This window comes from Deltaproteobacteria bacterium (genome assembly GCA_016213065.1).
Lineage (GTDB): Bacteria > UBA10199 > UBA10199 > SPLOWO2-01-44-7 > SPLOWO2-01-44-7 > JACRBV01.
In genome coordinates this window covers 1-23,749 of sequence record JACRBV010000109.1, presented here as the reverse complement: position 1 = coordinate 23,749, position 23,749 = coordinate 1, and the positions used below count along the sequence as shown (strand labels likewise).

At 45.8% G+C, this 23,749-nt stretch carries 24 protein-coding genes and 3 tRNA genes; 15 read left to right on the top strand and 12 right to left on the bottom strand.

What is annotated here, in order from left to right:
• Positions 1 to 193: 193 nt before the first annotated feature.
• Positions 194 to 1,984: a hypothetical protein gene (locus HY877_06510; protein MBI5299924.1), complete on the bottom strand. Its 1,791-nt coding sequence runs from the start codon at positions 1,982 to 1,984 to the stop codon at positions 194 to 196.
• Between the two features lie 169 nt (positions 1,985 to 2,153).
• On the opposite strand from HY877_06510, the gene HY877_06505 reads away from it, so the two are divergent.
• From HY877_06505 to HY877_06495, 3 genes are all read left to right on the top strand, one after another.
• Positions 2,154 to 2,444 carry a GIY-YIG nuclease family protein gene (locus HY877_06505; protein MBI5299923.1) on the top strand — a complete coding sequence of 97 codons (291 nt, stop codon included), beginning with the start codon at positions 2,154 to 2,156 and terminating at the stop codon, positions 2,442 to 2,444.
• Positions 2,445 to 2,616: 172 nt separating this feature from the next.
• Positions 2,617 to 3,840 (top strand): Fic family protein, encoded by a 1,224-nt coding sequence (locus HY877_06500; GenBank protein ID MBI5299922.1) that lies wholly within the window; start codon positions 2,617 to 2,619, stop codon positions 3,838 to 3,840.
• Positions 3,841 to 4,360: 520 nt separating this feature from the next.
• Complete coding sequence (locus tag HY877_06495) at positions 4,361 to 5,329, top strand: GDP-mannose 4,6-dehydratase (protein MBI5299921.1); 969 nt, start codon at positions 4,361 to 4,363, stop codon at positions 5,327 to 5,329.
• Here HY877_06495 and HY877_06490 read toward each other — a convergent pair.
• Together HY877_06490 and HY877_06485 are read right to left on the bottom strand one after the other, a co-directional pair.
• Positions 5,300 to 6,166 (bottom strand): glycosyltransferase family 2 protein, encoded by an 867-nt coding sequence (locus HY877_06490; GenBank protein ID MBI5299920.1) that lies wholly within the window; start codon positions 6,164 to 6,166, stop codon positions 5,300 to 5,302. The two genes, HY877_06495 and HY877_06490, sit on opposite strands and share 30 nt — an antisense overlap.
• A complete protein-coding gene (locus tag HY877_06485) occupies positions 6,163 to 7,437 on the bottom strand; it encodes a class I SAM-dependent methyltransferase (GenBank protein MBI5299919.1) in 1,275 nt (424 codons plus the stop codon). The genes HY877_06490 and HY877_06485 overlap by 4 nt, the downstream gene beginning before the upstream one ends.
• Before the next feature lie 197 nt (positions 7,438 to 7,634).
• Here HY877_06485 and HY877_06480 point away from each other — a divergent pair, with 197 nt between their 5' ends.
• Complete coding sequence (locus HY877_06480) at positions 7,635 to 8,597, top strand: polysaccharide biosynthesis/export family protein (GenBank protein ID MBI5299918.1); 963 nt, start codon at positions 7,635 to 7,637, stop codon at positions 8,595 to 8,597.
• A gap of 126 nt (positions 8,598 to 8,723) precedes the next feature.
• Complete coding sequence (locus HY877_06475; protein ID MBI5299917.1) at positions 8,724 to 10,694, top strand: polysaccharide biosynthesis tyrosine autokinase; 1,971 nt, start codon at positions 8,724 to 8,726, stop codon at positions 10,692 to 10,694.
• On the opposite strand, the gene HY877_06470 is transcribed toward HY877_06475, so the two are convergent.
• Positions 10,678 to 11,103: an arsenate reductase ArsC gene (locus HY877_06470; GenBank protein MBI5299916.1), complete on the bottom strand. Its 426-nt coding sequence runs from the start codon at positions 11,101 to 11,103 to the stop codon at positions 10,678 to 10,680. The two genes, HY877_06475 and HY877_06470, sit on opposite strands and share 17 nt — an antisense overlap.
• A 39-nt stretch (positions 11,104 to 11,142) precedes the next feature.
• On the opposite strand from HY877_06470, the gene HY877_06465 reads away from it, so the two are divergent.
• Together HY877_06465 and HY877_06460 are read left to right on the top strand one after the other, a co-directional pair.
• Positions 11,143 to 11,487 carry a hypothetical protein gene (locus HY877_06465; GenBank protein MBI5299915.1) on the top strand — a complete coding sequence of 115 codons (345 nt, stop codon included), beginning with the start codon at positions 11,143 to 11,145 and terminating at the stop codon, positions 11,485 to 11,487.
• Positions 11,488 to 11,611: 124 nt separating this feature from the next.
• Positions 11,612 to 11,683: transfer RNA gene (locus HY877_06460), tRNA-Val, on the top strand.
• 15 nt (positions 11,684 to 11,698) lie between these two features.
• On the opposite strand, the gene HY877_06455 is transcribed toward HY877_06460, so the two are convergent.
• Entirely contained in the window at positions 11,699 to 12,283 is a 585-nt protein-coding gene (locus tag HY877_06455; GenBank protein ID MBI5299914.1) for a hypothetical protein, read from the bottom strand.
• Positions 12,284 to 12,450: 167 nt separating this feature from the next.
• On the opposite strand from HY877_06455, the gene HY877_06450 reads away from it, so the two are divergent.
• Positions 12,451 to 13,047 (top strand): hypothetical protein, encoded by a 597-nt coding sequence (locus tag HY877_06450; GenBank protein ID MBI5299913.1) that lies wholly within the window; start codon positions 12,451 to 12,453, stop codon positions 13,045 to 13,047.
• A 109-nt stretch (positions 13,048 to 13,156) separates the two neighbouring features.
• On the opposite strand, the gene HY877_06445 is transcribed toward HY877_06450, so the two are convergent.
• Both HY877_06445 and HY877_06440 read right to left on the bottom strand, forming a co-directional pair.
• Positions 13,157 to 13,243, bottom strand: a tRNA-Leu gene (locus tag HY877_06445).
• A 104-nt stretch (positions 13,244 to 13,347) separates the two neighbouring features.
• Positions 13,348 to 13,420: transfer RNA gene (locus HY877_06440), tRNA-Cys, on the bottom strand.
• Positions 13,421 to 13,536: 116 nt separating this feature from the next.
• Between HY877_06440 and HY877_06435 the strand changes: the two genes are divergently transcribed.
• Together HY877_06435 and HY877_06430 are read left to right on the top strand one after the other, a co-directional pair.
• On the top strand, positions 13,537 to 14,175 hold the full coding sequence (locus HY877_06435; protein ID MBI5299912.1) for a hypothetical protein: 639 nt from the start codon (positions 13,537 to 13,539) through the stop codon (positions 14,173 to 14,175).
• A gap of 101 nt (positions 14,176 to 14,276) precedes the next feature.
• Positions 14,277 to 14,726 carry a single-stranded DNA-binding protein gene (locus tag HY877_06430; GenBank protein MBI5299911.1) on the top strand — a complete coding sequence of 150 codons (450 nt, stop codon included), beginning with the start codon at positions 14,277 to 14,279 and terminating at the stop codon, positions 14,724 to 14,726.
• On the opposite strand, the gene HY877_06425 is transcribed toward HY877_06430, so the two are convergent.
• Genes HY877_06425 through HY877_06415 form a run of 3 tightly spaced genes read right to left on the bottom strand, consistent with a single transcriptional unit; the run spans position 14,723 to position 17,249 of the window.
• The gene (locus tag HY877_06425) at positions 14,723 to 15,799 is read right to left on the bottom strand and encodes a DUF3187 family protein (GenBank protein ID MBI5299910.1); all 1,077 of its coding nucleotides are present in this window, start codon (positions 15,797 to 15,799) and stop codon (positions 14,723 to 14,725) included. The genes HY877_06430 and HY877_06425 overlap by 4 nt on opposite strands.
• 46 nt (positions 15,800 to 15,845) lie before the next feature.
• Positions 15,846 to 16,772, bottom strand: coding sequence for a thioredoxin-disulfide reductase (trxB, locus tag HY877_06420; GenBank protein MBI5299909.1), 927 nt, complete (start codon positions 16,770 to 16,772; stop codon positions 15,846 to 15,848).
• A gap of 6 nt (positions 16,773 to 16,778) precedes the next feature.
• Positions 16,779 to 17,249 (bottom strand): hypothetical protein, encoded by a 471-nt coding sequence (locus HY877_06415; protein ID MBI5299908.1) that lies wholly within the window; start codon positions 17,247 to 17,249, stop codon positions 16,779 to 16,781.
• Positions 17,250 to 17,509: 260 nt separating this feature from the next.
• On the opposite strand from HY877_06415, the gene HY877_06410 reads away from it, so the two are divergent.
• From HY877_06410 to mdh, 4 genes are all read left to right on the top strand, one after another.
• Complete coding sequence (locus tag HY877_06410) at positions 17,510 to 18,250, top strand: ATP-binding cassette domain-containing protein (protein MBI5299907.1); 741 nt, start codon at positions 17,510 to 17,512, stop codon at positions 18,248 to 18,250.
• Positions 18,243 to 19,022, top strand: a complete 780-nt coding sequence (locus HY877_06405; protein MBI5299906.1) for an ABC transporter permease — start codon at positions 18,243 to 18,245, stop codon at positions 19,020 to 19,022. The genes HY877_06410 and HY877_06405 overlap by 8 nt, the downstream gene beginning before the upstream one ends.
• Positions 19,019 to 20,257, top strand: a complete 1,239-nt coding sequence (locus HY877_06400) for a patatin-like phospholipase family protein (GenBank protein MBI5299905.1) — start codon at positions 19,019 to 19,021, stop codon at positions 20,255 to 20,257. Before HY877_06405 ends, HY877_06400 begins: the two co-directional genes overlap by 4 nt.
• 214 nt (positions 20,258 to 20,471) lie before the next feature.
• The gene (mdh, locus tag HY877_06395) at positions 20,472 to 21,401 is read left to right on the top strand and encodes a malate dehydrogenase (protein ID MBI5299904.1); all 930 of its coding nucleotides are present in this window, start codon (positions 20,472 to 20,474) and stop codon (positions 21,399 to 21,401) included.
• On the opposite strand, the gene HY877_06390 is transcribed toward mdh, so the two are convergent.
• A complete protein-coding gene (locus HY877_06390; GenBank protein MBI5299903.1) occupies positions 21,325 to 21,873 on the bottom strand; it encodes a M23 family metallopeptidase in 549 nt (182 codons plus the stop codon). The genes mdh and HY877_06390 overlap by 77 nt on opposite strands.
• A gap of 204 nt (positions 21,874 to 22,077) precedes the next feature.
• Here HY877_06390 and HY877_06385 point away from each other — a divergent pair, with 204 nt between their 5' ends.
• The gene (locus HY877_06385; protein ID MBI5299902.1) at positions 22,078 to 23,343 is read left to right on the top strand and encodes a sigma 54-dependent Fis family transcriptional regulator; all 1,266 of its coding nucleotides are present in this window, start codon (positions 22,078 to 22,080) and stop codon (positions 23,341 to 23,343) included.
• Between the two features lie 74 nt (positions 23,344 to 23,417).
• On the opposite strand, the gene HY877_06380 is transcribed toward HY877_06385, so the two are convergent.
• Positions 23,418 to 23,749, bottom strand: a 332-nt coding sequence (locus tag HY877_06380) for a hypothetical protein (GenBank protein MBI5299901.1), incomplete at its 5' end; no start/stop codon positions are given.

The following is a 23,749-nucleotide window of genomic DNA, read 5'->3' as shown; positions in this document are numbered from 1 at the left end:
GAAGGATCTACTTGATAATATTGGATTCTTCGCGGAGTTTATCCTGAGCCCGAACAGATTCTTCGCTTCGCTCAGAATGACAAAGCGAAGGGCTCAGAATGACAATTTGAAAATTTCAGCATTTTCCACCACTCCCTTTATGTCACCCCGACCCCGTACCGAGATACAGGGTTCACCGGAATAAAAAATTTCCCTATGGCACGATGGAGTAGGCGTCTGTATGGACGCCGCCGTTGGCGTCGCTGTAGACTCCGCCCGGGTTGCGCGAGGGTGGGATGGTGATTTTTTCTCCCGTAACTGCGCCACTGGCCTCTGACTGCGCTTTCAAAACTTGCGCGATCTGTTCACGCATGAGTTCTTCCGCGGTATGCGCTTGTGCGTAGGCGCGTTCCACGGCTATTCCGGCCTTGTCTTCATCCGTTGCCCCGAGTTTTATCACGTGGCGGTTCACCGCACGAGGGAGAATAATCTCCATGTCCCCGATCTTCAGCGCCCTCCTTGCCGCGATAAATTCGATGGATGCACCCTCTGCAATAAGTTGTTTTGCCCTATCGAAATCCTGCTGGCTTTGAAAATTGCGGCGCGTGATCGTGTAGGTGAGCATGAGCTTTACACCCGCGTCCATCACATATCCAAGCAGGGTCTGAATATGGGAGCCTGTCTTGTAGTTTTGGCAGGAAGACGTCCCGACAAGATCGCCGGTCATTAACAAAAGCTTGGAGTCGGCAGTGGTGGTGGTAAAGACGATCGCCTCTTCGCCCTTCACCACTGCGCGGGCCGTAGCGTCCAAGGTCTTCAAATCATCCTTTAACTGCTGATCGAGACCGAACAGGCCGTCGTTTCCCCTGATGAATTTCAGGACGTTCAGATAGTCGGAGAGGTTTTGGGTTTCTTGAGCGAGTTCCAGAACGGCAACAAGCAGAGCGCCTTCATTATAATGATGATGCGTCCTCCGTAAATTTTTCAACACTTCCGTTTTAAAACCCTTCTGCTGAAATTCATTTTTTACCTCGCGTATCGTCGCATGGATTACGCTTCTGTAGGCTCTCTCATGTCTGCCCGCATGCTCCACAACATGCCCCATTACCTGACTTCTTAAAATATCCTGCGAACGATTAAGATTTTCTTCCAGCGTGGGGCCGGTGTTTGTTCCGTTTGAAACCCCGATACGGCTGAAATTTTTCCTCCACCCTTCGCGATGCTCTGGTGTACGAAGCATTGCCGTTTGTGCGCGGGCCTTCGCCTGATCAGCGGAGTCCGTTGCATCCCCTTCAAATTTTAATTCCTCAAACCTTCCATCGAGGACGGCGCGGACGACTTGGCCCAGCACGGCAACCTCGGGACGCCAATCGCTTCTGCCATTAAACCTCGCCACGAGCGTGTAAAACACCTCAAGATTTCCCCATTTTGCTTCGAGGGCGCGGATATCGTCCATCGTTACCGGACGATTGCCGAGTTTAAACACTTCCTTAAATTTTTCGAGAAACCGGTTATCTATATTTTTGATGACATCATCTATATTATTGTCCGTGATTGGAACGTCCCCTGTGTGAGTCAATACCTCTGCGTCAACTCCGCCAAATATCCCGTGGAGACGGCCCACGCTTGCGACCAATTCTCTGATCTTGGTCAAGTCTCTGTCATGGGCGATGGTGCCGGAGATTGTTAACGGCAAGCCACCCACTTTCAGTGCAAGGGCCGTTTCGTAGAGATCGCCCAGCGCCTTGGGACGATAGTTTCCATCCTGAAATCCCTCAATCGCAAGACCGGTGCGTTGGGTTAAAAGATAACGTGAAAATACTTGAGGTCCTCGTTGGAATGCGGCAGTGAGCGCTACTTTGTCCTTCAAAAACTGTCGGGCAATTTCGGAAAAAAGCGCAAATCCGGTATCACGGCGTTGCATGTCCGCGTAGAGGGCAGCGGCATATTCTGGATTAATGCCGAGATTCTTTAACGTCTCCTGTGCCCAACTTACTAGACCCACTGCATAGAAAATAATTTGGTTCTTTCGTAAATAAGTTGCAAAATGAGGAGAACAAAATCCAGGATATCATCGGATATCAATAAGTTAACTGATATACGCAGAGTGCTTTATGATGTCATTCCCGCGAAGGCGGGAATCCAGTCTTTTTTCGTTGGAGCGGAGAAACAATATGACGAGAAAATATTTTGTTTACATCATGGCAAGTCAAAGAAATGGAACGCTCTATATTGGTGTGACCAGTGACATAGTGAGAAGAGTTTATGAACACAAAAATAATCTGATCAAAGGATTTACTGAAAAATATAAAGTGCATCGCCTTGTTTACGTTGAGGAAACTGATGATGTGAGCGTAGCCATCACACGAGAGAAGCAACTCAAGAAATGGAAAAGGAGTTGGAAATTAAGGCTGATTGAATCAATGAATCCAGAATGGCGGGATTTGCACAACGAACTTTTTTAAGGCTTGTTCCATAGTATTGTAGGACTGGATTCCCGCCTTCGCGGGAATGACAGATAGCCTCATTTTGCAACTTATTTACGAAAGAACCAAAATTTCTTGATTGGGGGTTTGTTTTAGCCTAGGATTAGACCAGATATTAGACTGATAGTTAGACTGATTTTAGACCAATGCTATGAATGATGATATATTAAAAAAGCCATTTAAACCCTTTAAAACGCCATTTTTAAGTGATTTCACATTAACTGCCGAGCTCTTTCCTTTCACCAATTCTGAAATAATTGACATGGATAAAGAGCTTTCAAATTATGAACACCTATTTTTAGATCCCGAGGTCGAAAAAAATCTCATCAGCAAAAATGAATTATTGGCCTCTTTTGGAATTTCCAAGGCCGAGCAATCAAACCTGTCATTGAAAGAGGCAGAGGATATCTATGATACAATTTTGAAAGACCCAAATTACGATTTCATCGGTGAGAAATTAAGAATCAAAAAAAAACTCACAAAAAAAGATTATGAAAAACTCGAATTTTTTAATATTGCAAAGACGTTCCGCGAAATGAACAGCAAGCTCTTCAAAATTTCAGACTTAAATCCTGATCTGATTAAAGAAATACACCGCTCCTTAACTGTTGGCATGGATATCTTTAAAAATTATTTTTTTGAATTTACCTTATATAAATCCGGAAATTTCAGAGAAGACGATTTAGTGCGGGTTGGAAGCTATACGCCAATTTCCCACAATAATATTGAAGAGGCGCTAGGAGAGCTTATCGAATGGCTGAATAAAAACTTCGGTGTCACGTCGATAGCGGTGTTTCACGCGACGCTTTACGCAATTCATCCATTTACCAACGGAAACAAAAGAGTTTGCAGAGTGCTTGAACACATTTTGCTTAGAAGCGCCGGTCTTAATTCGGAAAACCTCTACAGCACGTCGTATTACTATCACAAGGAAAAGCCGCGCTATTATAAAAATATATTTTCTTCTCTTGAGAGAAAAAATCTCAACCACTTTGTTTCGTTTATTTTGGAGGCAATCGTTCTGTCGATTATATCGGTCATCAAGACAAGTCTTGAAACCAAGAGGAATCGGTTTCTGGCCAGACAACCTCTCGATTCATTGCATAAAGCGATTTTGAGGCCGCTTGTGAAACGCGGCGAACTCCAGTTCAAACACCTCTATAGTGCGATCATAAGAAAAAAAATGGCCAGACAGACTTTTGTCACCTATCTTAGCCAGAGCGTTGAGGCGGGGTCTGTCAGCAAGAGGGGGGAAGGGCGCGCCACATTTTATCGCCTCAATCTGAAAAGCCCCGAGGAACAGGTCATCGCGAAATGGATTGCATTTGCATCGGAAAGATTGAGTTGCATTCCCGACTCCATAAAACTGTCGTGAGGATCCTCTAAAAAACAAAGTCTCTGATTCAATCCGCAAGCACCTACGGCCCGATGGAATATTCGCCCGTATGGATGCCGCTGTTGGCGCGGGCTATTCTGTCAGCAAAAAGTTGATGTCATTGAGGACTGGGCTTGGGCCTGTTTTGATTGGATGGGAGTGGTGGAAAATGCGTTTTTCATGGTTGTCATCCTGAACACATTCGCTTCGCTCAGAATGACAAAGCGAAGGGCTCAGAATGACAATTTGAAAATTCCAGCATTTTCCACCATTCCCTCTATTGTTATCGGCAAAATCCAAAATTTGTTGCGTAAAATCCGCGGTCGTTTTTAATTACCGTCTATTTTAGCATTATGCTTGCTATTTTAGACGGCAATAATTGCAATATCACACATGAATTGCACCATACTTTCGGATTTCAAAGATTGGTTAAAGCAGTATCACTAACCTTTTGTCGGCAGAATTTCATTTCCAAGATTGTTAGATTGACAGCACTATTCTTTTGGATAGCTTCAAGACCATGAAACGCGCTCTCATCACGGGAATTACGGGGCAGGATGGTTCCTATCTCGCCGAGTTTTTGTTGAAAAAAGGATACAAGGTTTTTGGTCTCGCTCGTTTTTCACGCAGTAGCAGTTTTGAAAATATCAAAGACATTGCCAAAGACATTACCTTATTTGACGCTGATCTTCTGGAAATCACCGGTCTGAATCGCTTGGTGGAGGAAACTCAACCCGACGAAGTTTATAATCTCGGTTCCATTTCTTTTGTACCAACCTCATGGCACACGCCGGTTCTGATCGCGGAGGTCAATGCCGTCAGCGTTGCGCGCCTGCTGGAAGTACTCCGCAACGTTAATCCAAAAATAAAATTTTATCAGGCGTCTTCAAGCGAAATGTTTGGTCATGCCGTACAAACACCGCAAAATGAAAACACACCGCTATGTCCCATCAGTCCCTATGCCGTTGCCAAGGTGTATGGTCACCACATCGCGCAAACCTATCGGGAGGCTTATGGCATCGGCGCTTGTTGCGGCATGTTGTTCAACCACGAATCTCCACGCCGCGGCTTGCAATTTGTCACCCGGAAAGTAACGCACACTGTGGCAAAAATTCATCTGGGACTGGCCAATGAAATCCAATTAGGAAACTTGGAAGCCAAAAGAGATTGGGGTTACGCACCGGATTATGTCGAAGCCATGTGGATGATGTTACAGCAACCAAAGGCCGATGATTACGTTATCGCAACCGGGAAAACCCATAGCATCAAAGATTTGCTGAAGTGCGCCTTCGGGTTTATCAAGCGCCCGTGGCAGGAATATGTCCGCGTCGATCCCAATTTATTGCGCCCCACAGATCTGGAAGCACTGGTGGGCGATGCAACAAAGGCAAAGCAAAAATTAAATTGGGCCCCCAAAAAGACTTTTGAGGAAATGATTTGTGAAATGATCGAAGCCGATTTAAAAAAGCTTGGAAATTCTGGAACGTAATTGCCCGTTGAACCGGTGCAAAGCGTACGCCAGCAGAAGCAAAAATGGCGGCCACCGATTCCTTAATTTTTCCAGAATAAATGACCGATGTCTCTGCAATAAAAAGTGGTGATTTTTTAGAATCCAATATTGTTCTCTCCAAAAAGAATGTTCGTGAGTCCCCCCGCCGCCGACAAATGCCTGAAAACAGACGGTATGCGGACAAAAGAACGCGCAAAAATCCATCTCGCCTGCTTTCATCAAAAAATCGGTTTCCTCGCGCCACGGATATCCCCGGACAAAACCTTCATAATTTTCCTCAAATAAAACTTTTTGAAAAATTTCTTTCTTCGCCAAAAAATGGGCGAGTAGCAAAGGTGCGGGCATGTCACACGAAGGAGTCTGTTCGCTGTCGCATTCCATATAAAAAGAATTCCACAACGGACCTTTAAAATTTTTGGCCCGCTCAAAGGCACGTTCGTTGGACTCTCCCAGCTTCTTCCATATTTTTCTTCCCTGAATGATGTCGGCGCCCGTTTCTTTCAGATGAGACAGAAGTATGGAAAAATGTCCGGGGGCTAATTCCAAATCATCTTCACCAAAAAAAATAAATTCTCCTTTTGCCTGCCTGATCCCCCTGTTTCTTGCGGCAGGAAGACCACGAGGAGAAGCGCTTGGTGCAAGGACAAGACGAGGATCCATGCGCGCCACATCTCGGATTTTTTTGATGTGCGGCTCGAGGGTGGAATCATCCACGACAATGATTTCCAAAACAGAAGATTCTGCCAAATAAGATGGAAGAACTTTTATCAAATCATCCGTCCGGTTGCGCGTGGGAATGATAACGGAGATTTTCACAAATCCCTGTCTGTGATGATTTGAAATTCGGGCAAAGGCACAATGAATTTGCCACCCGCTTGCAAATAGGTTTTCTCACGCCCCTTAAATTCATCCAAAAAATGCCAAGGGAGAATAAGAAAATAATCGGGTTTTTCAAATCTCGCCTGTTCTTCGGAGATAATGGGAATATGGGTTCCAACTGTTTTTTTGCCCCACTTTTCGGTGTTTTTGTCGACCGCTTTTCCAATGAGGGTGTCATCCAAACCGTAAAACTGGAGAAGTGTGTTGCCCTTGGTGGAAGCACCGTAAACGTAAATCTTTTTGCCAAACCCTCTCTCTTGCCGCACAAAATCCAACAGTTTGTTTTTGAGCACCGCAATCCGCGAGACAAACTGCCTGTAGGTCTCCATCTCCTCCAATTGCAAACCCTGCTCCATTTTTCTTAATGCCTGAAGATGTTGTCCCGCCTTGTCCGACATTTTCGAGGCGATGGTACCGCGGTGTCCCGCATAGATGCGAAAACTTCCTCCATTCACGTTATTGAGTTCCGCATCGAACACTTCAAGCCCATGGCGTTCAAGAAGGGTTTGAAGAGAGGACAAAGAATAATATTCCAAATGTTCATGACAGATATTGTCAAAAGCATTGCGCATCAGCATCAGCGGAAGATAATTCATTTGGATAACCCAAAGGCCGCCCCGTTCAAGGATTTGTGCCAGCTCGGAAACAAACCGGTTCGGATTTTCCAAATCATAAAACATCGCAATCGTGGTGATGACTTTGGCTTTCTTTCCCGGAAAATCCTTCTGAAAGGACGACAGATTAAAAAAATCGTTGATAATTTTGCTCGTCCCATGTTTTGCAAGCGACAAAAGATTTCCGGAAGGTTCAAAACCAACTTTGAGCAGAGACGGTTTGGAATAGGAACGCAACAACGTTCCGTCATTGCAACCGATATCGAGCACCAAATCCTGCGGACCCAGAGAAACGCGACTTTCAATTTGTTCCGTGATATCCGCCAACGCCCTCATCATCGTTCGGTTTATTCCGGAGCGATACCAATACTGGTGATACAGCAAATCGGGAGGAACGGTGTGTTTCAATTGCACCAACCCGCACCCTCCGGCCCTTCTGTCACAAAACACAAGTTCCAGCGGAACTCTTAAACTGTCTGTCGATGCAATTTCGGAAAACGTGGAAACAAATTGTTCTCCCAAACCCACAACAAACTTCAGCTCACAAGAACCGCAGGAACGACAACAACGAATCTCGGCACACTGAGAGACCATGAAGAGAGTTTATATTCCAAAACATTCACCTTCGGCAAGAATGCAAAATTGACACCGGCCACTTTTTTTTAGTATAAGTGGAACTGAAAATTATATTTTTTTGTCATTCCTGCGAAGGCAGGAATCCAGAATCTATTTAAATAACTGGATCCCCGCCTTCGCGGGGATGACAGACATGCAATGTTTCAAAAGTTCCCATGAAGAAAACAATAATAATGAGAAGAAATTTTTTGAAATTGTTGTGCTTGTTGCTGGTTTTGTCTTTTCCAATTCTTGCAAAATCCGCGGGGGAATGTACGCAGGAAACCATTGCAACCTGCTATCAAGAAGCGAAAAAACTTTATCTGGAGCACAATTACTCAGAAGCCAAAACCCTTTTCGAAAATGTGGTGCTTTTGGATGCCTCTTATAAACAAGCCGCCAGCTATCTTAAAAAATGTCAAAAACAAACGAATAAACCCAAAACTGATAGTGCCATAACCACGACAAGCGCCGCATCTTCGCCGATAGAATCACCTCAGGCCGATGAAGCCGTACAAACCTTGTTGCCACCGCAACAGCCGATGTACCATATCGGCATTGGTGACGTTCTGGACATTTTCGTCTGGAGAAACACGGATATGGATAAAACGGTGATCGTCCGTCCGGATGGAATTATTTCTTTCCCCCTTGTGGGCGATGTCAGGGCGGCGGGGCTAACCCTCACCGAACTGGACGACACATTAACCAAAAAATTAAAGGATTTTATCCGAAACCCGCAGGTATCCGTTACCATTCAGCGGTTCGGCGGCACAAAAGTCATTGTGCTGGGAGAAGTGAAAGGGCCCGGCATTTATGCCGTGCCCGGAGGCGGGAATGTCATTGACGTCATTGCTATGGCAGGTGGTTTCACCAATGACGGCGTCAGAAAGGGGACATTTTTGGTGCGTGGAGGGGGTCCCCAACCCTTGGTCTATCGCCTGAATCTGGCCCGCGTGTTCAAAGGAGACCTGAGTCAAAATATAGCGGTTGCATCCAACGACATTATTTATGTGCCGAAAAAATGGGTCGTAAATGTAAATTATGTAATCAACCAATTAACTCCTCTCCTGTCTAACGTTGTACTCGGCACAACGGCGGAACATTTGCTGAAAGGAGCTGTCGAGGGTAAAACACAATAGTGAGCGAAGCGAACGTGAGGGGGTCAAGGCAGGTAAACTTGGTCCAGAGGACCAAGGAAAACTGCCGCGACAGCATTTAAAAATTTGCCGTTGGAGGGGGCTTTGCTAAGCCCCTAAAAATAGACTATGCCAAAAAGTTATGAGCTGGAGATTTCTGATTATTGGCGCATTGTAAAAAGACGCAAGCTGATCGTTATTGCAACGTTTCTTCTTGTTACGGTTGCCATTGCGATACACAGCTCAAGAATCCCGCCTACCTATGAAGCCATTGCCACGATAAAAATTGAAAAACCGATTTCGGCGAGCACGGTGGACCCAACCAGTGCCGCGTGGGACGTCAGCGATTACATCGAATCCCAGATGCAAATTATCAATAGCAAGCGTGTGTGCCATGAAGCCGGGGTCCTTGCGGGATTGATCAAGGAGGGAATGCTTGAGCAGGAAATCGATCCGATCCTCGATCAGTTCTCAGGAGTTAAAGTCACCCGAAGGACGCAAACCAACATCACAGACCTCGCGGCACGAGCAACGGATCCCAAGCAGGCCGCCTTGATTGCCAACATGGTAGCCAAAGGCTATCAGGCATGGAGTCTCAAAAATCACAATGAACAGGCCTCACAAGTGCGGGAATATGTCGGCAATCTTCTCAAGGAAAATGAAGATCAGCTGAACGCCAAAGAGCAGGAACTTAAAAAATTCAAGGAAAAAAACCCGACGGGGTCTGCCATCGGGGTCTTGCAGACACAGCTCAATGACATGGAGCTCAAATTAATTACCCTGCTGGAAAAATACACGCCCAAACACCCGGAAGTCGTCGAATTAAATGCGCAAATTGGGGCTCTGAGATCAAAATTGGGGGAGCATCCGCAGTTGGAGTTGACCTACTCCCAACTGACGCGCAACATTGAAAATCTAAAAACTCTCAATGCAAGCCTCAAGCAAAAATATGAAGACGCCAAAATCTCCGAAGCGCAAACCATTTCCGGCGTTACCGTTTTGCAAATGGCTGAAGTCCCCGATTCTCCCATCGCACCTAATATCGCAAAGAATGTTGGAGTAGGCGCGGTCATCGCCCTTATTTTGGGATTGTTACTGGCATTCGTGAAGGAAAATGTTGACACATCCATTTCCACCATTGAAGAAGTTGAAGATTTTCTCCAGGTCCCCGTCCTCGGTATCATTCCGGAAATGGTATCCAATACATCGAAGGATTCATGGTGGCATCCGTTGCAATTTTTCCAGCGTATCACCGCCAAAACGGAGGACGTCTCGCTTGTAGAGCAACGCAAGCGGATCGTACTGATGGGCAAGGAACAAAGTTTTTCTTCACTGGAAGCCTACAAAACACTCCGCACCAACATCAATTTTGCCCTTGCACAGCAAAAAGGTCAGGTGTTGGAAATAACTAGCACCGGTGCAAAAGAGGGAAAATCCATAACATCTCTCAACTTGAGTTTGAGTCTTGCAGAAAATGGAAATAAAACATGTCTTATCTCCGCTGACTTGAGACGTGAGACTGTCTCCCGCCTGATGGGAGTCAACAAAGAACCGGGCTTGGTGGACATTCTGACCAAAGACGCAAAATGGCAGGATGTCATCCGCAGAACAACGGATTTTCTCGTGGGCGAATTGCCACCGGATAGCATTTTAAAAACCTTCGGATTTGATAATTTTTATTTGATTTCCTCGGGAAAACTGCCGCACAATCCTTCGGAACTTCTCGCGTTGGATAAAATGAGAGCTCTGCTTCAGGAACTGCGCCAACATTTTGATTTTGTCATTATTGACACACCGCCCGTACTGCCGGTTTCCGATTCCACTATCCTGGCACCGCAGGTTGACGGGGTTATCATGGTCTATCAGGTTGGAAAAACAGCGAGGGGCGCCCTCAAAAGGGCGAAGATGCAACTACTCAGCACCGGAGCCAACATTTTGGGAGTAATTCTGAACAACATCAAGGCATCCGAAATGAAAATGGCGCCTACTTATTATTATTACAAAGAATACTATGGTCCGGACGAAAAGAAAGTGCGGGAGCGCAGAAGAAGAAAAACACAGGAAAACTGGTGGCACCGGATTATCAGCCGTGTTGTTTAATATCCTCGATTAATGCCAACACCTTTTTTTTAATGTGATCGCGAGTTAAGCGAAACGCCTGCAACACCCTTTTCTCTTTTCCAAAAACAAACACGGGATCATCCACGTCCCAGTGTACGCAGTGGATGCGGCTTGGCAGAGAGGATACAATCGCCTTGGCCTCTCCAGCCATCGTAATAACCCAATCCATTTGTTCCAAAAAATTCCAGTCAATGCGTTTCGAAATTTGGTCCTTAATATCCACGCCTATTTCATTCATGACAGCAATGGTGTGGTCATGGACATAACCAGCAGGCCTCGCTCCCGCGCTATATGCTTCAATAATTCCCTCTCCATATAATTTGGCAAAGGCCTCCGCCATTTGGGAACGGCAGGAATTACCAAGACACAGAAACAGAACTTTTTTCATGATTTTCAAACGATCCAAAGAATGTTAGCGTTTATCTGTATGAAGTTATTCATTCTGTCAATTTTAATTGTCCTCGCGTTTGGCGCGAACGGTTCTGCTCAGGAATCGGATGTGCAGGGGGCTATTGTCGGCAACGATCCAGCGGCGACGTTAACAACAGGTATTGGTCAGGTAGTAAAGCCGGTGGGAGCGCCAGTTATCCAGTCTCCGTCGAGCGCTCTTTTTGCCCCGCAACCTCAACCGGCTTTATCGCCCACCACAGCGGGCACACAACGAACCGTTCTTTCAGATATGACAACGGCCGCTCCGGAAACAGGCAAGGCAAAATGGATTCGCATTCCAGAATCCAAACTCCCCCGCATCCAAACCATTCCCTACCGTTAAAGTGTAGAAAGACTTTGCAAGTATTTGCAAAGTTGATAAAGCTGGGATTGTTAAGGGTGAGCGAGCTGTTTTGAGCGAATCCTTAACTTTAGCGAACATCCGGCTTTGCCGGTGTTCGCGAATGGGGCGCTTAGCTCAGCGGTAGAGCATCTCGTTTACACCGAGAGGGTCGGAGGTTCGAAACCTTCAGCGCCCACACTAGAAAAATCGTTTAAGGCATATTTGTGGTCGATTCATTATCGGAATAACTCTCGCGCTTGGTGCAATCCACCCTACCCGCATATAAGGGAGCGGACTTTACGACGTTTTCCTGCTGTCCTTTGATACTTTTGAAAAACAGGGTAACGACGCCTGAAAGTTTTACTTTGGCGGCATCTTCACTACCCGAAAAACATTCCAAACCAGCCACCATATTCGCCACAACAGCTTCCGGTGCACAATATAACCACGTTACTCGCCCGAAACCTGTTTGTGCCGCGTTTAATTTCCATTGCTGTGTCTTTTCATCATAAACAAGAGTTAGAGTTCCACTGTTATACATTGCAATTCCCGCATACGTATCCATGCTGATTTGCAACTGATATTGTTTGGTATTGGAATTCCATAAACCCGTTACATTGAAATGATCTCTAAAAAACAACCCGGCCCGTTCGCACTTCAATTCATATCTTTCCTCATTGTGATGGTTGACTTCCAAACCCTCCTTGCCTTTGAAATTAACCTCGTCAAATTTAAATTCAAATTTTTCTGGTACTCTTCCAAGCCCCGTTACATTTACATTGGATGTTTCTGCCATAAATTTTTCTCCTTTTTTGAATTAAGAAACTCTGACGCCGTGGTTCCTACTTGGATCGGATAACCATGTCAAGTTTGGACTGAAAATTGGATGCGATTTCTGGCTGGCATTTGATCCATTTTCTGATAAGTGCCGATCCAACCATTTAAAAATAAAAAGGAGATCTTATGAATAACAAAGTCGTTGTGTTGGTTGTGGCATTGATTATCTTGGCGGGCGGCGGTTTTTACGGTTACAAATATTTTCAGGGCAAGGCCAAAAGTCCTTTGGCCGGTCAAACTGTTAAAGTTGAAGGTTATGATGTCAACTACGGCAATGACGGCGAATCGGCCACCATCACAGATCCCAAAACAGGCGCAAAAATGATGACGGGACCCAATTTAAAAGTCCCCTCCAGTTTCCCAAAAGAAATTCCGGTTTATAGCAACGGTAAAGTAACGGTTATTTCTCTGGATCCCAAATTTCCCCTGATTTCGGTATCAACCAAAGATGATGTCAAAACCGTACAGGACTGGTATCAGGCCGATCTGCAAAAGAAGGGATGGACCTTAACAGCCAACCAGATGATAGGCCCGGACGCCGCTCATATCGAATTTGAAAACACGAATAATATGGGGAGTCTCATCGTCACAAAAGATGATGAAACAAAAGGAACCATCATCACCCTTTCCTCCATGACCCGCGAAGAAGCTCAAAAAATGTTCAAGGGCGTTATGGGTGGAGAGCAAAAAGAGGAAACTCCTGATTCAGAACAGAAGGATTAGCAGACTGTTGACAACTGTCATTCCCGCGAAGGCGGGAATCCAGTGTTTTTACTTCTGGATCCCTGCCTTCGCAGGGATGACATTTTTTGGATGTGCCCTTTACAACTTGTGCCCGGGGCCGGAATTGAACCGGCATGGGTATTTCTACCCGAGGGATTTTAAGTCCCTTGTGTCTACCAGATTCCACCACCCGGGCTGAATTTTGCAAAGCAAAATTCCCTCTATTTTCTATTCTCTATTTTCGAAAATGGAAATTGGAGAATAGAGGAACTCCGCACTTTCATCGAAAGTGCGGAGTTGAGGCGCGGGCCGGAGTCGAACCGGCGCATGACAGTTTTGCAAACTGCTCCCTTGACCACTTGGGTACCGCGCCAAAATTTAAAGCACTTCTAAACAACCACCCTAAGTGTGTCAAGGAACGAAGCAGAACCTGTGACAGCCTGTTAAATAACTCTTGCCCCGAAAAAGAGAGCTTGCTAGGCATAACCCATGCGGCGATTCCTTCTTCTTCCACTTTTCTTTTTTTTCATCGCCGCCCCCTTGTTTGCCAACCCCTCATGGGAGTCGATCAAACAAAAAGTATTAAAGGCGGATATCAACCCTCATGACCGGAAAGAAAAAACCTCCCTTGTAAAAGAGGCCATTCAACTAGCGGACCAATGCATCACAAAAAATCCTGCTGAAGCCCCATGCTATTATTACCGCGCTCAAGCCACGGGTCTTTATTATGAGGTGATGATCTTCGGATATCAAAAAGGAATTCGTCACATGATTCAAGATTGGCAAAAATCGGCGGAACTCGACCCGCAATTCGATCACGCCGGTCCCTATCGCATGCTGGGCGAACTCTATACCGATCTCCCGAAATATTTTGGGACAAAAGACGTGAGACAAGATTTGGATAAAGCTGAAATGTATCTCAAAAAGGCGGTGGAACTCGATCCCAACTATCCCACACAACAAATCGATCTGGCCGAAGTCTTCGTCAAAAATAGAAGTAAAAACGAAGCGGCCGAGGCTTTGAAAAAAGCGGAAGAACTGCTTCCGCAATGGACACAAGATCCCTATTACCCGGGCTGGCAAACAACGACAAAAATTTTGAAGAGACAGATTAATAAGTTGAAATAAACCAAGGACTATGGACCATAGACTATGGACTAAAAACTAAAAAAAGCAGTTGGTCCTTGATCCATTGTCAATGGTCTATGGTCCTTCTGCAAGGAGGATTTATGGCAAGCGTCAACAAAGTAATTCTGATTGGAAATTTGGGGGCTGATCCTGAAAAACGTCTCACCGGTAGCGGACTGGCTGTTTGCAATCTGCGGATTGCCACCAATGAAGTTTGGAAAGACAAGCAAGGAAACAAACAGGAAAGAACCGAATGGCACCGTGTTGTGGTCTACGGGGCACAGGCGGAAAATTGCGAAAAATACCTTTCTAAGGGAAGACCCGTCTATGTTGAGGGAAGCATCCGCACGCGCCAATGGGAAGATCAGCAGGGACAGACAAAATACATCACCGAAGTCATTGCCCAACGCGTACAATTTTTGGGAAGTCCCGGAGGAAATGCCGGACGCGGTGAATCAAGAACAACAACCGAAGGCGATTCCTTTCCACCTTCTCCTGAAGATAACGGGTCTCAGGCCAGTGGCGCAGGAGAAGACGATATTCCGTTTTAACGGCGCGCGAAGAAGTCTCCTTTATAGACATCCGGATGATGGGCCTGAAAACGGAAACCGACGGAGATCCACGCGGTGAAATCAACAGAGGGACCGACTGCCAGCACGTCTTCTGAAAAAGCAACCTGCCAATAGAAAGGGTTAAGCGGTTTTCCCCATGGCTGGTCGCCCCGCACTCCAACAATCAGATCAAGCGGCACACCATCCCACGTTTCAATGATGAGGTTTTTAAGGCGCGGCGTTCCCCCCACCAATTGTAAAATTCCCGAAACCCTTTTTGAAAAACTAAATTCGCCCGCCAAAGAAAAATCAAACACAGCGCTGTTCATCAAATCACCGAGTTTGTTATTTCCACCATCCATGAGATAGTTTGTATTCAAATAACCATGAATCCGTTTGTATGATTTTTCCAGCGCAACGCCCAAACCAAAACCCGGACTGCCGCTCCCCAAACCATCGACGGAGTTGCCCGTAGGAAGTTTAAAAATAAATCGCCACGCAACGGCGGGCAAATAAGTTTCCTCCGTCACCAGTTGGTGTTTCAGGAAAAGAGAAATATCTCCAAGACCGATATTTTCGGAAGAGACCTGATAAACAGTCCTCCCGTTTTTACTCACTCTGTAATTAAAAATCCCGTTCGCCACCTGATCGCGTCCACCGTTTGGGAATCCGAAAAAGTTGTGATAATCCTGAATGAAGCCATCCAAAAATCCGCCGCCAAAATGAAGCAGAGGCACTTCAATACCTCCTTCAAAATCGGGAGCAAAACCGTAGGTCCCCACAAAATTGAGACGCCACAATTCCATATCGAGATTTTCATCCGCGGTCAGAGAGGAATCCCGCTCATACAAATTGGAAAAAGCCGAATCAACGCGAACATCCAAGACGCCAAACCCCACCGTTGTAGCGCGGCCCGGAGTTAGCGTGACAGTCTGAAGATAAACGGGATTTTGTGTGCGAATTTCAAAAGGCCCCTGAGTGGACCAGTCATGAGCAAAAGCAACCATGGAAAAAATCAAAAACCAAACATTAAAAACCAAAAACACAGATAAAAAATAAAAAATTTTTTTCATTTTAATATGTGTTTTTGATCTTTGATTTTTAATTTTTGGATTTTTTTCACTGGTGGTTCAAAAATCTCTCTGCATCAATAGCCGCCATGCAACCGGTGCCCGCCGCGGTTACGGCTTGGCGGTAAACAACATCCTGCACATCACCGCAGGCAAAAACGCCGGGAACGCTGGTTGCCATGGATGGAAGTTTTTTCATCGCGATGTATCCTTTAACATCGAGTTCCAGTTGTCCCTTGAAGAGTTCCGTGTTGGGTTGATGTCCGATGGCGACAAACAGACCATCACAGGCAAGATCGCTCTTCTCATTTGTTTTGAGGTTGGCAATTGTGACGGCGGTTACTTTATCTTTGGAAACATCTTTGACATCCACAACAGCCGAGTCCCAGATAAATTTTATTTTGGGATCGGTCAGCGCCCGCTGTTGCATGATCCGCGAGGCACGCAGTTCATTGCGACGGTGAACAACCGTAACGTGGCTCGCAAACTTGGCGAGGAATGTTGCCTCTTCCATGGCCGTGTCGCCGCCACCCACCACCACAACATGCTGATCCTTGAAAAAGAAAGCATCGCAAGTGGCGCAGGCGGAAACTCCTTTTCCCCACAACTTTTTTTCATTTTCAAGTCCTAGCCATATGGCCGAAGCACCTGTCGAAACGATAACGGTTTCTCCTTCATAAAGTTTGTCCGCAATCCAAACCTTGAAGGGTCGATTGGAAAAATCAACTTTGCTGACATCGGCAGAAATCACCTCGGTCCCAAAACGCACCGCCTGTTCCTTCATCAATTGCATGAGTTCCGGACCTTGAATGCCCTTTGGAAACCCGGGATAATTTTCAACTTCGGAAGTAATGGTGAGTTGTCCGCCCGGTTGCAAACCTTCAATCATGAGCGGATTCAAATTCGCCCTTGCGGCATAAATTGCCGCCGTGCACCCCGCACAACCCGAACCTACAATGATAATTTTGTGTGACATAAGATTTTACTTTCTGTTTTTTTTCTTTTTCAACGCCAGCTTGAGAACCTCTAAATCAAGCTTATCCTGCGGCCGATTTGCAATCTTCTTTGTTCGAATCAGATCCTTGATGCCAAGAAGATAAAATTTTTCGCCGCCATAAGTGCCAACTGTTTTATTTTTCCATGCTTTTTGAAAATCAACACCTTCAATACCCATCAGGACATCAATACGATTGGGCTCCACGCCGATTTGATAGACAAGCTCGGAATTAGCAAAATCTTCCGGTGATGCATTCTGTACCGGAGCACCAAATTTTTTCAGAGCATTATAAACTTTTTGGGCATTTTCCGAATCGGCCTCAACCCAGAAACCGACATCTTTGGTATAACGAGGCTCCGTGTAATGCATAACAGCGTAAGCGCCAACCACCAAATATTTAACTTTCTCGCTGTTTAAAAGACGCAACAGATCTTTGAAGTCTGGGTTGACCGGCACGTTTACCTTTCCATTTTGGAAGATCGCAAACCATTTCCCATGCCGCGGCAAAGCGCCCTTCGGCACCGACCCTGCCCCAAAATTTGATATCAAATTCTCTTGTCGCTTTTTTCAAGGGAATCATTTGGACCATGAAAAACTTTTTATATTTATGCACAGCTAAAACATATCTCACCGCTTCAAAAATGGCAACAGGAGGGATGCCGTGTTCCCTAATCACCTCTTGTTGCATTTTTTGATAATTGCATTAACAAAGAGGCATGTCCTCTGTCCTCACCGCCCAAAAATTAACGAAATTTTTCAACGGATTTTGTGCCGTGAATGAAATTGATTTCGAAGTGGCATCAAGTCAATGCTTCGGTTTTCTGGGACCCAACGGCGCGGGCAAGACCACCACGATCAAAATGATTTACGGTGCGCTCACTCCCACTTCGGGAACCCTTACCCTCTTCGGCTCTCCCATTTACGAAAACCGCCGCGCCATCAAGCGCCGAATCGGAGTCGTTCAGCAAAAAGATATTTTAGAAGAATCGCTCTCCGCTTGGGATAATTTAAAAATTCATGGCAGACATTTTGGTTTCGATAAAAATTATATTCACAATCGTGGAGAATATTTGTTAAACCTCCTGCAACTTTCTGACCGCGCTGACGAACCCATTTTTCGCTACTCCGGGGGAATGAAGCGCCGTCTGAGCATCGCCAAAGCCCTTCTCAACGAACCCGAACTTTTACTTTTGGATGAACCCACCACCGGCCTGGACCCGCAAGCAAGGCTCTTGTTGTGGGAAACACTGCGCACAATTAAAGCAAGTGGCACATCGATTCTTCTCACCACTCATTACATGCACGAAGCAGAACTCCTGTGCGACGATCTGGTGATTCTGGATTACGGAAAAATCATCGAAACAGGGTCGCCTAAACATCTTATCCAAAAACACCAATGTCAAAATTTGGAAGAGGTTTTTTTGAAAATGACCGGAAGGGAGCTTCGCGATGAGTGAAGGACTCCTGTGGCAAAGCATCAAAAGCGTTTGGTTGCGCAACTCCACGATGTATTCCAAAACATGGAAGCTCAACATCCTCCCTAATTTTTTCGAGCCGGTCTTTTTTTTGATCGGGCTCGGTCTTGGCGTGGGTTTTTATATCCAACAAATCGGTGGCGTACCCTACCCCGTCTTTTTGGCACCGGGTCTTATTGCGATCGCCGCGATGAACGGCGCCAGTTTTGAAAGCACTTATAATGTTTATGTTCGGATGAATTACAACCGGACCTATGATGCCATCATCGCAACCCCCGTAAATGAACATGAAATTATTATTGGAGAACTTTTATGGTCGATTACAAGGGCCATGATTTATGGAGGGATTTTTTATTTGATCACTTTCCTCTTTGGAATCGTTCCATCCGTTTGGTCGCCCGGTATTTTGCTCGTTTTAATTCTGGTCGGTTATCTTTTTGCCACCATCGGCATGGCTTATGCCTTCACCATCCCCACCATCGATCTTTTCAGTGTCTACTTCACGCTTTTTCTGACCCCTCTTTATATTTTCAGCGATACTTTTTTTCCTCTTCAGGAAAGATTGGGTTCTTGGGCGTGGATCGCGGAGTTTAATCCTCTTTTTCACTGCGTTCGTCTCAACCGTGCCTTCGCCACGGGACATTTTTCTCCCATCCTCATTTGGGATGTGGTATATATTCTCGGCGTTGGATTTATTTTTCAAAGACTTGCGTTAAAACAGTTTAAGAAACGGATTCACCAACCAGCACGATGAAAAAAATTGCGTTAGTCCTTTCGGGGGGTGGAGCAAGAGGGGCTTATGAAGCCGGCATCATCTCCCATCTGCGCAAAGCCATCTGGCCTGACCAGCACGGTTTTTCCATCCACTCCGGCACTAGCGCCGGAGCCATCAACACCTGTTACATGGCAGCCACCGCCGATAATCCCAAAGCTCAGGGGCGAAATATCAAAACACTTTGGGAAAATTTGCGCTCTACCGATATTTATCGGGGCGATTTCGGCGCTTTGCTCCATCTGTTGGCGCGCTCAACCGCATTTACAACCTCCCATTTTTTGGGCCTCGTCCCCCTTTTCAAAAAATGGGGGAAAGAAATGGATCCGTTTCAGGGAATTCTTGATACCACCCCTTTCATTCCGTTTTTAAAGAAAGCCATCCCCTTCAGCAAAATTCCGCGAAACATTCACGAAGGCGTTTTGGATGCGGTCTCCATTGCCACGACCAACGTGGGAAACGGAAAACTTGAACTTTTCGTCGATAAAAAAGATGCGGTTGAATACACTGGTGCCTACCGGATAAAAACGGGACCTATTGATTGGCAACACGCCATGGCTTCGGCGGCCGTCCCCGTTATTTTTCCGCCTGTGCGAATCGGTCCTTACTTTTATGTGGATGGAAGCATTCGCCAAAACACACCGATGAGTCCCGCCGTGCAATTGGGTGCGGACAAAATTCTTATTGTCGGTGTCAAATATCGGGAGGCACTGGATAGCTCCGGCAGTTTCAGTCTCACCGAGCCAAACGCCTATCCCAGCTTCACACACTTGGCGGGCAAATTGTTGGACGCCCTTTTTTTGGATCATATCGATTACGATTTGGAGCAAATGACCCGGATCAACCGGGTTATTGAATGGAGCGAAAAACTCTACGGCCCGGATTTTTTGCATAACCTCAATGAGATGCTCAAAAAAGAGGCGATTCGCGGCGATATTGCAAACCGGGGTTTGAAAAAAATAGAGGCCTTTGCGTTCTTCCCCAGCGAAGACCTCGGAAAAATTGCTTGCGAACGGCTTATCAAACTCAGCAGAACCAAAAGCAACCTGACTCAAGTGGAACGTTTCTTTATGAAATTTTTGGAAGTGGATCCAACGGCCGATTTGGACTTGCTCAGCTATCTGATGTTCGAAAAAGAATTCATGTGCAACCTCATCGACATCGGCATCAAAGACTGCAAACAGCGCGAAACCGACCTCGCCCAATTTTTCTCCTGAATTTCAATGCTTATCCGAAAAGTGCCTGTTGTTGGGTGATAACAAGATGTCATCCTGAACGAAGTGAAGGATCTGCTTGATAACAAATGGATTCTTCGCTTCGCTCAGAATGACAATTTTTAAAGCAGGCATTTTCGGATAAGCATTGAAATCTACATTGACAGATATCTTCGGGTTTGTTTCAAGGGGGCATCTTTTTAAAAAAGGAGAACTTATGGCTCGCAAAAAAATAGCTTTGATTGGTGGTGGGAATATTGGTGGGGTCTTGGCGGAGCAAATTGCCGCGAAGGAATTGGGAGATGTGGTTTTGTTTGATGTAGTCGAAGGACTTCCTCAGGGAAAAACTCTCGACATTCTGGAAGGCCTTCCCGTTTTGAATTCTGATGCCCGACTTAAAGGCACCAACAATTATGATGACATCAAGGGAAGTGACGTCGTCATTATTACTGCAGGTCTTGCACGCAAACCCGGAATGTCTCGTGACGATCTTCTCAACAAAAATCTGGAAATCATGAAGAACGTTGCAACCAACGTCAAAGAAAAGGCACCGAATGCTTTTGTAATTGTTATTTCCAACCCACTCGATGCCATGGTTTATATTTTTCAGAAAATTTCCGGTTTCCCGCCGAGCCGTGTCTGCGGTATGGCCGGCGTGCTAGATTCAGCGCGCTTTCGCGCTTTTGTAGCCCTTGAACTTAATGTCAGCATCAAAGATGTTTTTGCGGTGGTACTTGGCGGACACGGCGATACCATGGTCCCTGTTCCTCGCTATTGCACCGTGGGTGGTATTCCGGTCACCGACCTGCTCCCTGCAGAAACAATCGCCAAAATTGTATCGCGGACTCAAAAAGCCGGCGGCGAAGTAGTTGAACTTTTGAAAACCGGTTCCGCGTTTGTATCTCCGGCCCTTTCGGCCATTTCCATGGCGGAATCGTATCTCAAAGATCAGAAGAGAGTTCTTCCGTGTGCCGCGTATCTCAATGGGGAATATGGATCAAAAGGTTACTACATCGGAGTTCCCGCGGTAATTGGTGAAAAAGGAATTGAAAAAATTCTGGAGCTCAAACTCAATGCAGATGAGAAGAAAATGTTTGAGACGAGCTTGCAAGCGGTGAAAAATCTGGTTGAGCAGATTCGTCTTTAGTAATGAAGTACAGCGGATTTTGCGGTTTTTCCAGATAGTGAACTTCATAATGAAGGTGAGGGCCCGTGGTCAAACCCGTTTGTCCCACGCGTCCGATTATTTCTCTTCTCTTCACAAAATCGCCTCTGTGAATGGAATTCGACTGCAAATGAGCATAAAGTGTGTTCCAGCCGTGTCCGTGATCTACAATAACATATTTTCCGTAATCTCTTTTGTAACCGGTCTCTTTGATTTTTCCCGATGCTGTCGCCACCACCCGTGAAAAACGGGGCAACGCAATATCAATCCCCTTATGAAATATTTTTTTGTGTTTGATCGGATGCTGTCTTAAACCAAATTGTGACGAAAGTTTTCCCATAACCGGCCACCCTTTCGGAACAAAAGAAGCTTCGAGCTTCAAATCGGTCAGGGATGTGACGAAAACAAAGCAGGTCCAGCTCACCAAAACAAAAACAGCGTATTGGAATCGCATACCGGAGACTTATGCAAATGCCGGACCATTCCAGTAAGTGTCGGACACTTATTGATTCCTGCGTGAATAAATTCGCCCCCTCACCCTTCCCTCTCCCTCGAGGGGAGAGGGTGACCATGAGTGTAAAAAAATGTACACAGTGTTGCACAATGTGCACAAATAAACTTGATTGACCTTCGCGTTGTGGAAATTTAAGTTCGTGGCATGACACAGCTCATTTTTTCCAAATCGGGTCAGACGGTTTTTAAACGGACCATGGAAAAAAATGAAATCACAATCGGCCGCGATGCCGATTGCGACATCCAACTGGCAGATAACGATATTTCAAGAAAGCATTGTCTCTTGTATAAAGACAAAGAAACAATCGTCGTCAAAGACACAAGCAGGAATGGCACATGGGTCAATAAAAAGCGGATCACGCAATGTCATTTGCGCGCGCATGATGAAATCCAGATCGGCGTTTGGACCATTCAACCTTTTATTGATTTTCAAATCATTCCCGAAGAAACATTTATTCACGAAAGAAAAACAGGCCCACAAAAAAATCAACTGGGCGATATGCTTGGAAATTCCAAAGCAATGCAAACCGTTTTCGATCTAATCCGCAAAGCCGCTCCAACCGAAATCACTGTTTGCCTTGTTGGCGAATCAGGAACCGGCAAAGAACTTGCGGCTCAATCGATTCACAATTTAAGTCCACGCCATGGAAAACCTTTTGTTGCCGTTAATTGCGGCGCCATTCCGGAAAATCTGATTGAAAGCATTTTATTCGGACATGAAAAAGGTTCTTTCAGCGGTGCCACCGAAAAACATGCGGGCGTTTTTGAAGAGGCCGATGGCGGGACACTTTTTCTCGATGAAATCGGGGAGATGCCGATTGATTTGCAAACACGTCTCTTGCGCGTACTGGAAACAAGAACCGTCCGTAGAGTCGGCGGCAAACAAGATTACCCGGTGGATATTCGCCTCATTGCCGCCACTAACAGGGATTTGCAAAAACTCATCACACAGGAAAAATTTCGCCAAGACCTTTTCTATCGACTTTATGTTTTTCCCATTCACTTGGCGCCTCTGAGAGAAAAAAGCGAGGATATTTTATTGCTCGCCAATCATTTTCTAAATCTTTTCTCGCTTGAAAACGGCGGAAAGAAACTTTCCGAAGAAGCGGCTACGAAATTAAAAAACCACGAGTGGAGAGGAAACATCCGAGAGTTGAAAAATATCATTCAGCGAAGTCTTCTATTATCGCAATCAGACACCATTGAAGCCGAAGAAATAGAATTGGCCCCTCTGACCTCCATCAAAATGGAAGTGGGAGAATTGGAATTGGGGGCGCAGGAAAAATTATCGATTCTGGAAGTATTAAAGAAGACAAACGGTAATCAGGCTAAAACGGCTCGTCATTTGGGAATCGCAAGGACAACCCTCGCATCAAAACTAAGACGCTATCACATCAAACCTTCGAAGTAGTATTATCAGCGAGCTTTGCTCGCGTGAGGGGGTGGCTCCAACGGCTTTGCCGTTGGAGGGGGCTTTGCCTGCCCCTATAATTGATGGCGCAAATATTCCTGAGCGCTTTTGAAAGCAAGAGATTGGATTTGATTGGGGGCGGTATGCCATACTTCCTGCACACTATCGGGCGACGTAACCGGCAATAATGGAATAGGCCAGCCCTTCCCCGCGCTGGATGGAATAGGAAACCCCATTTGGGCGCGCCTCATGGCGTTAAATCCCCGAAAAATCGCTTGAACAACCCAGTCTTCTCTTCGTTGCTGATAAAGTCGGACATCCGCAAAATTGATAATATTGATCGTCGCCAAATCCAAAATCTGCCACTGAACAAGTCCCTTCTCATCGACCCTGTTTGGAATGCCTG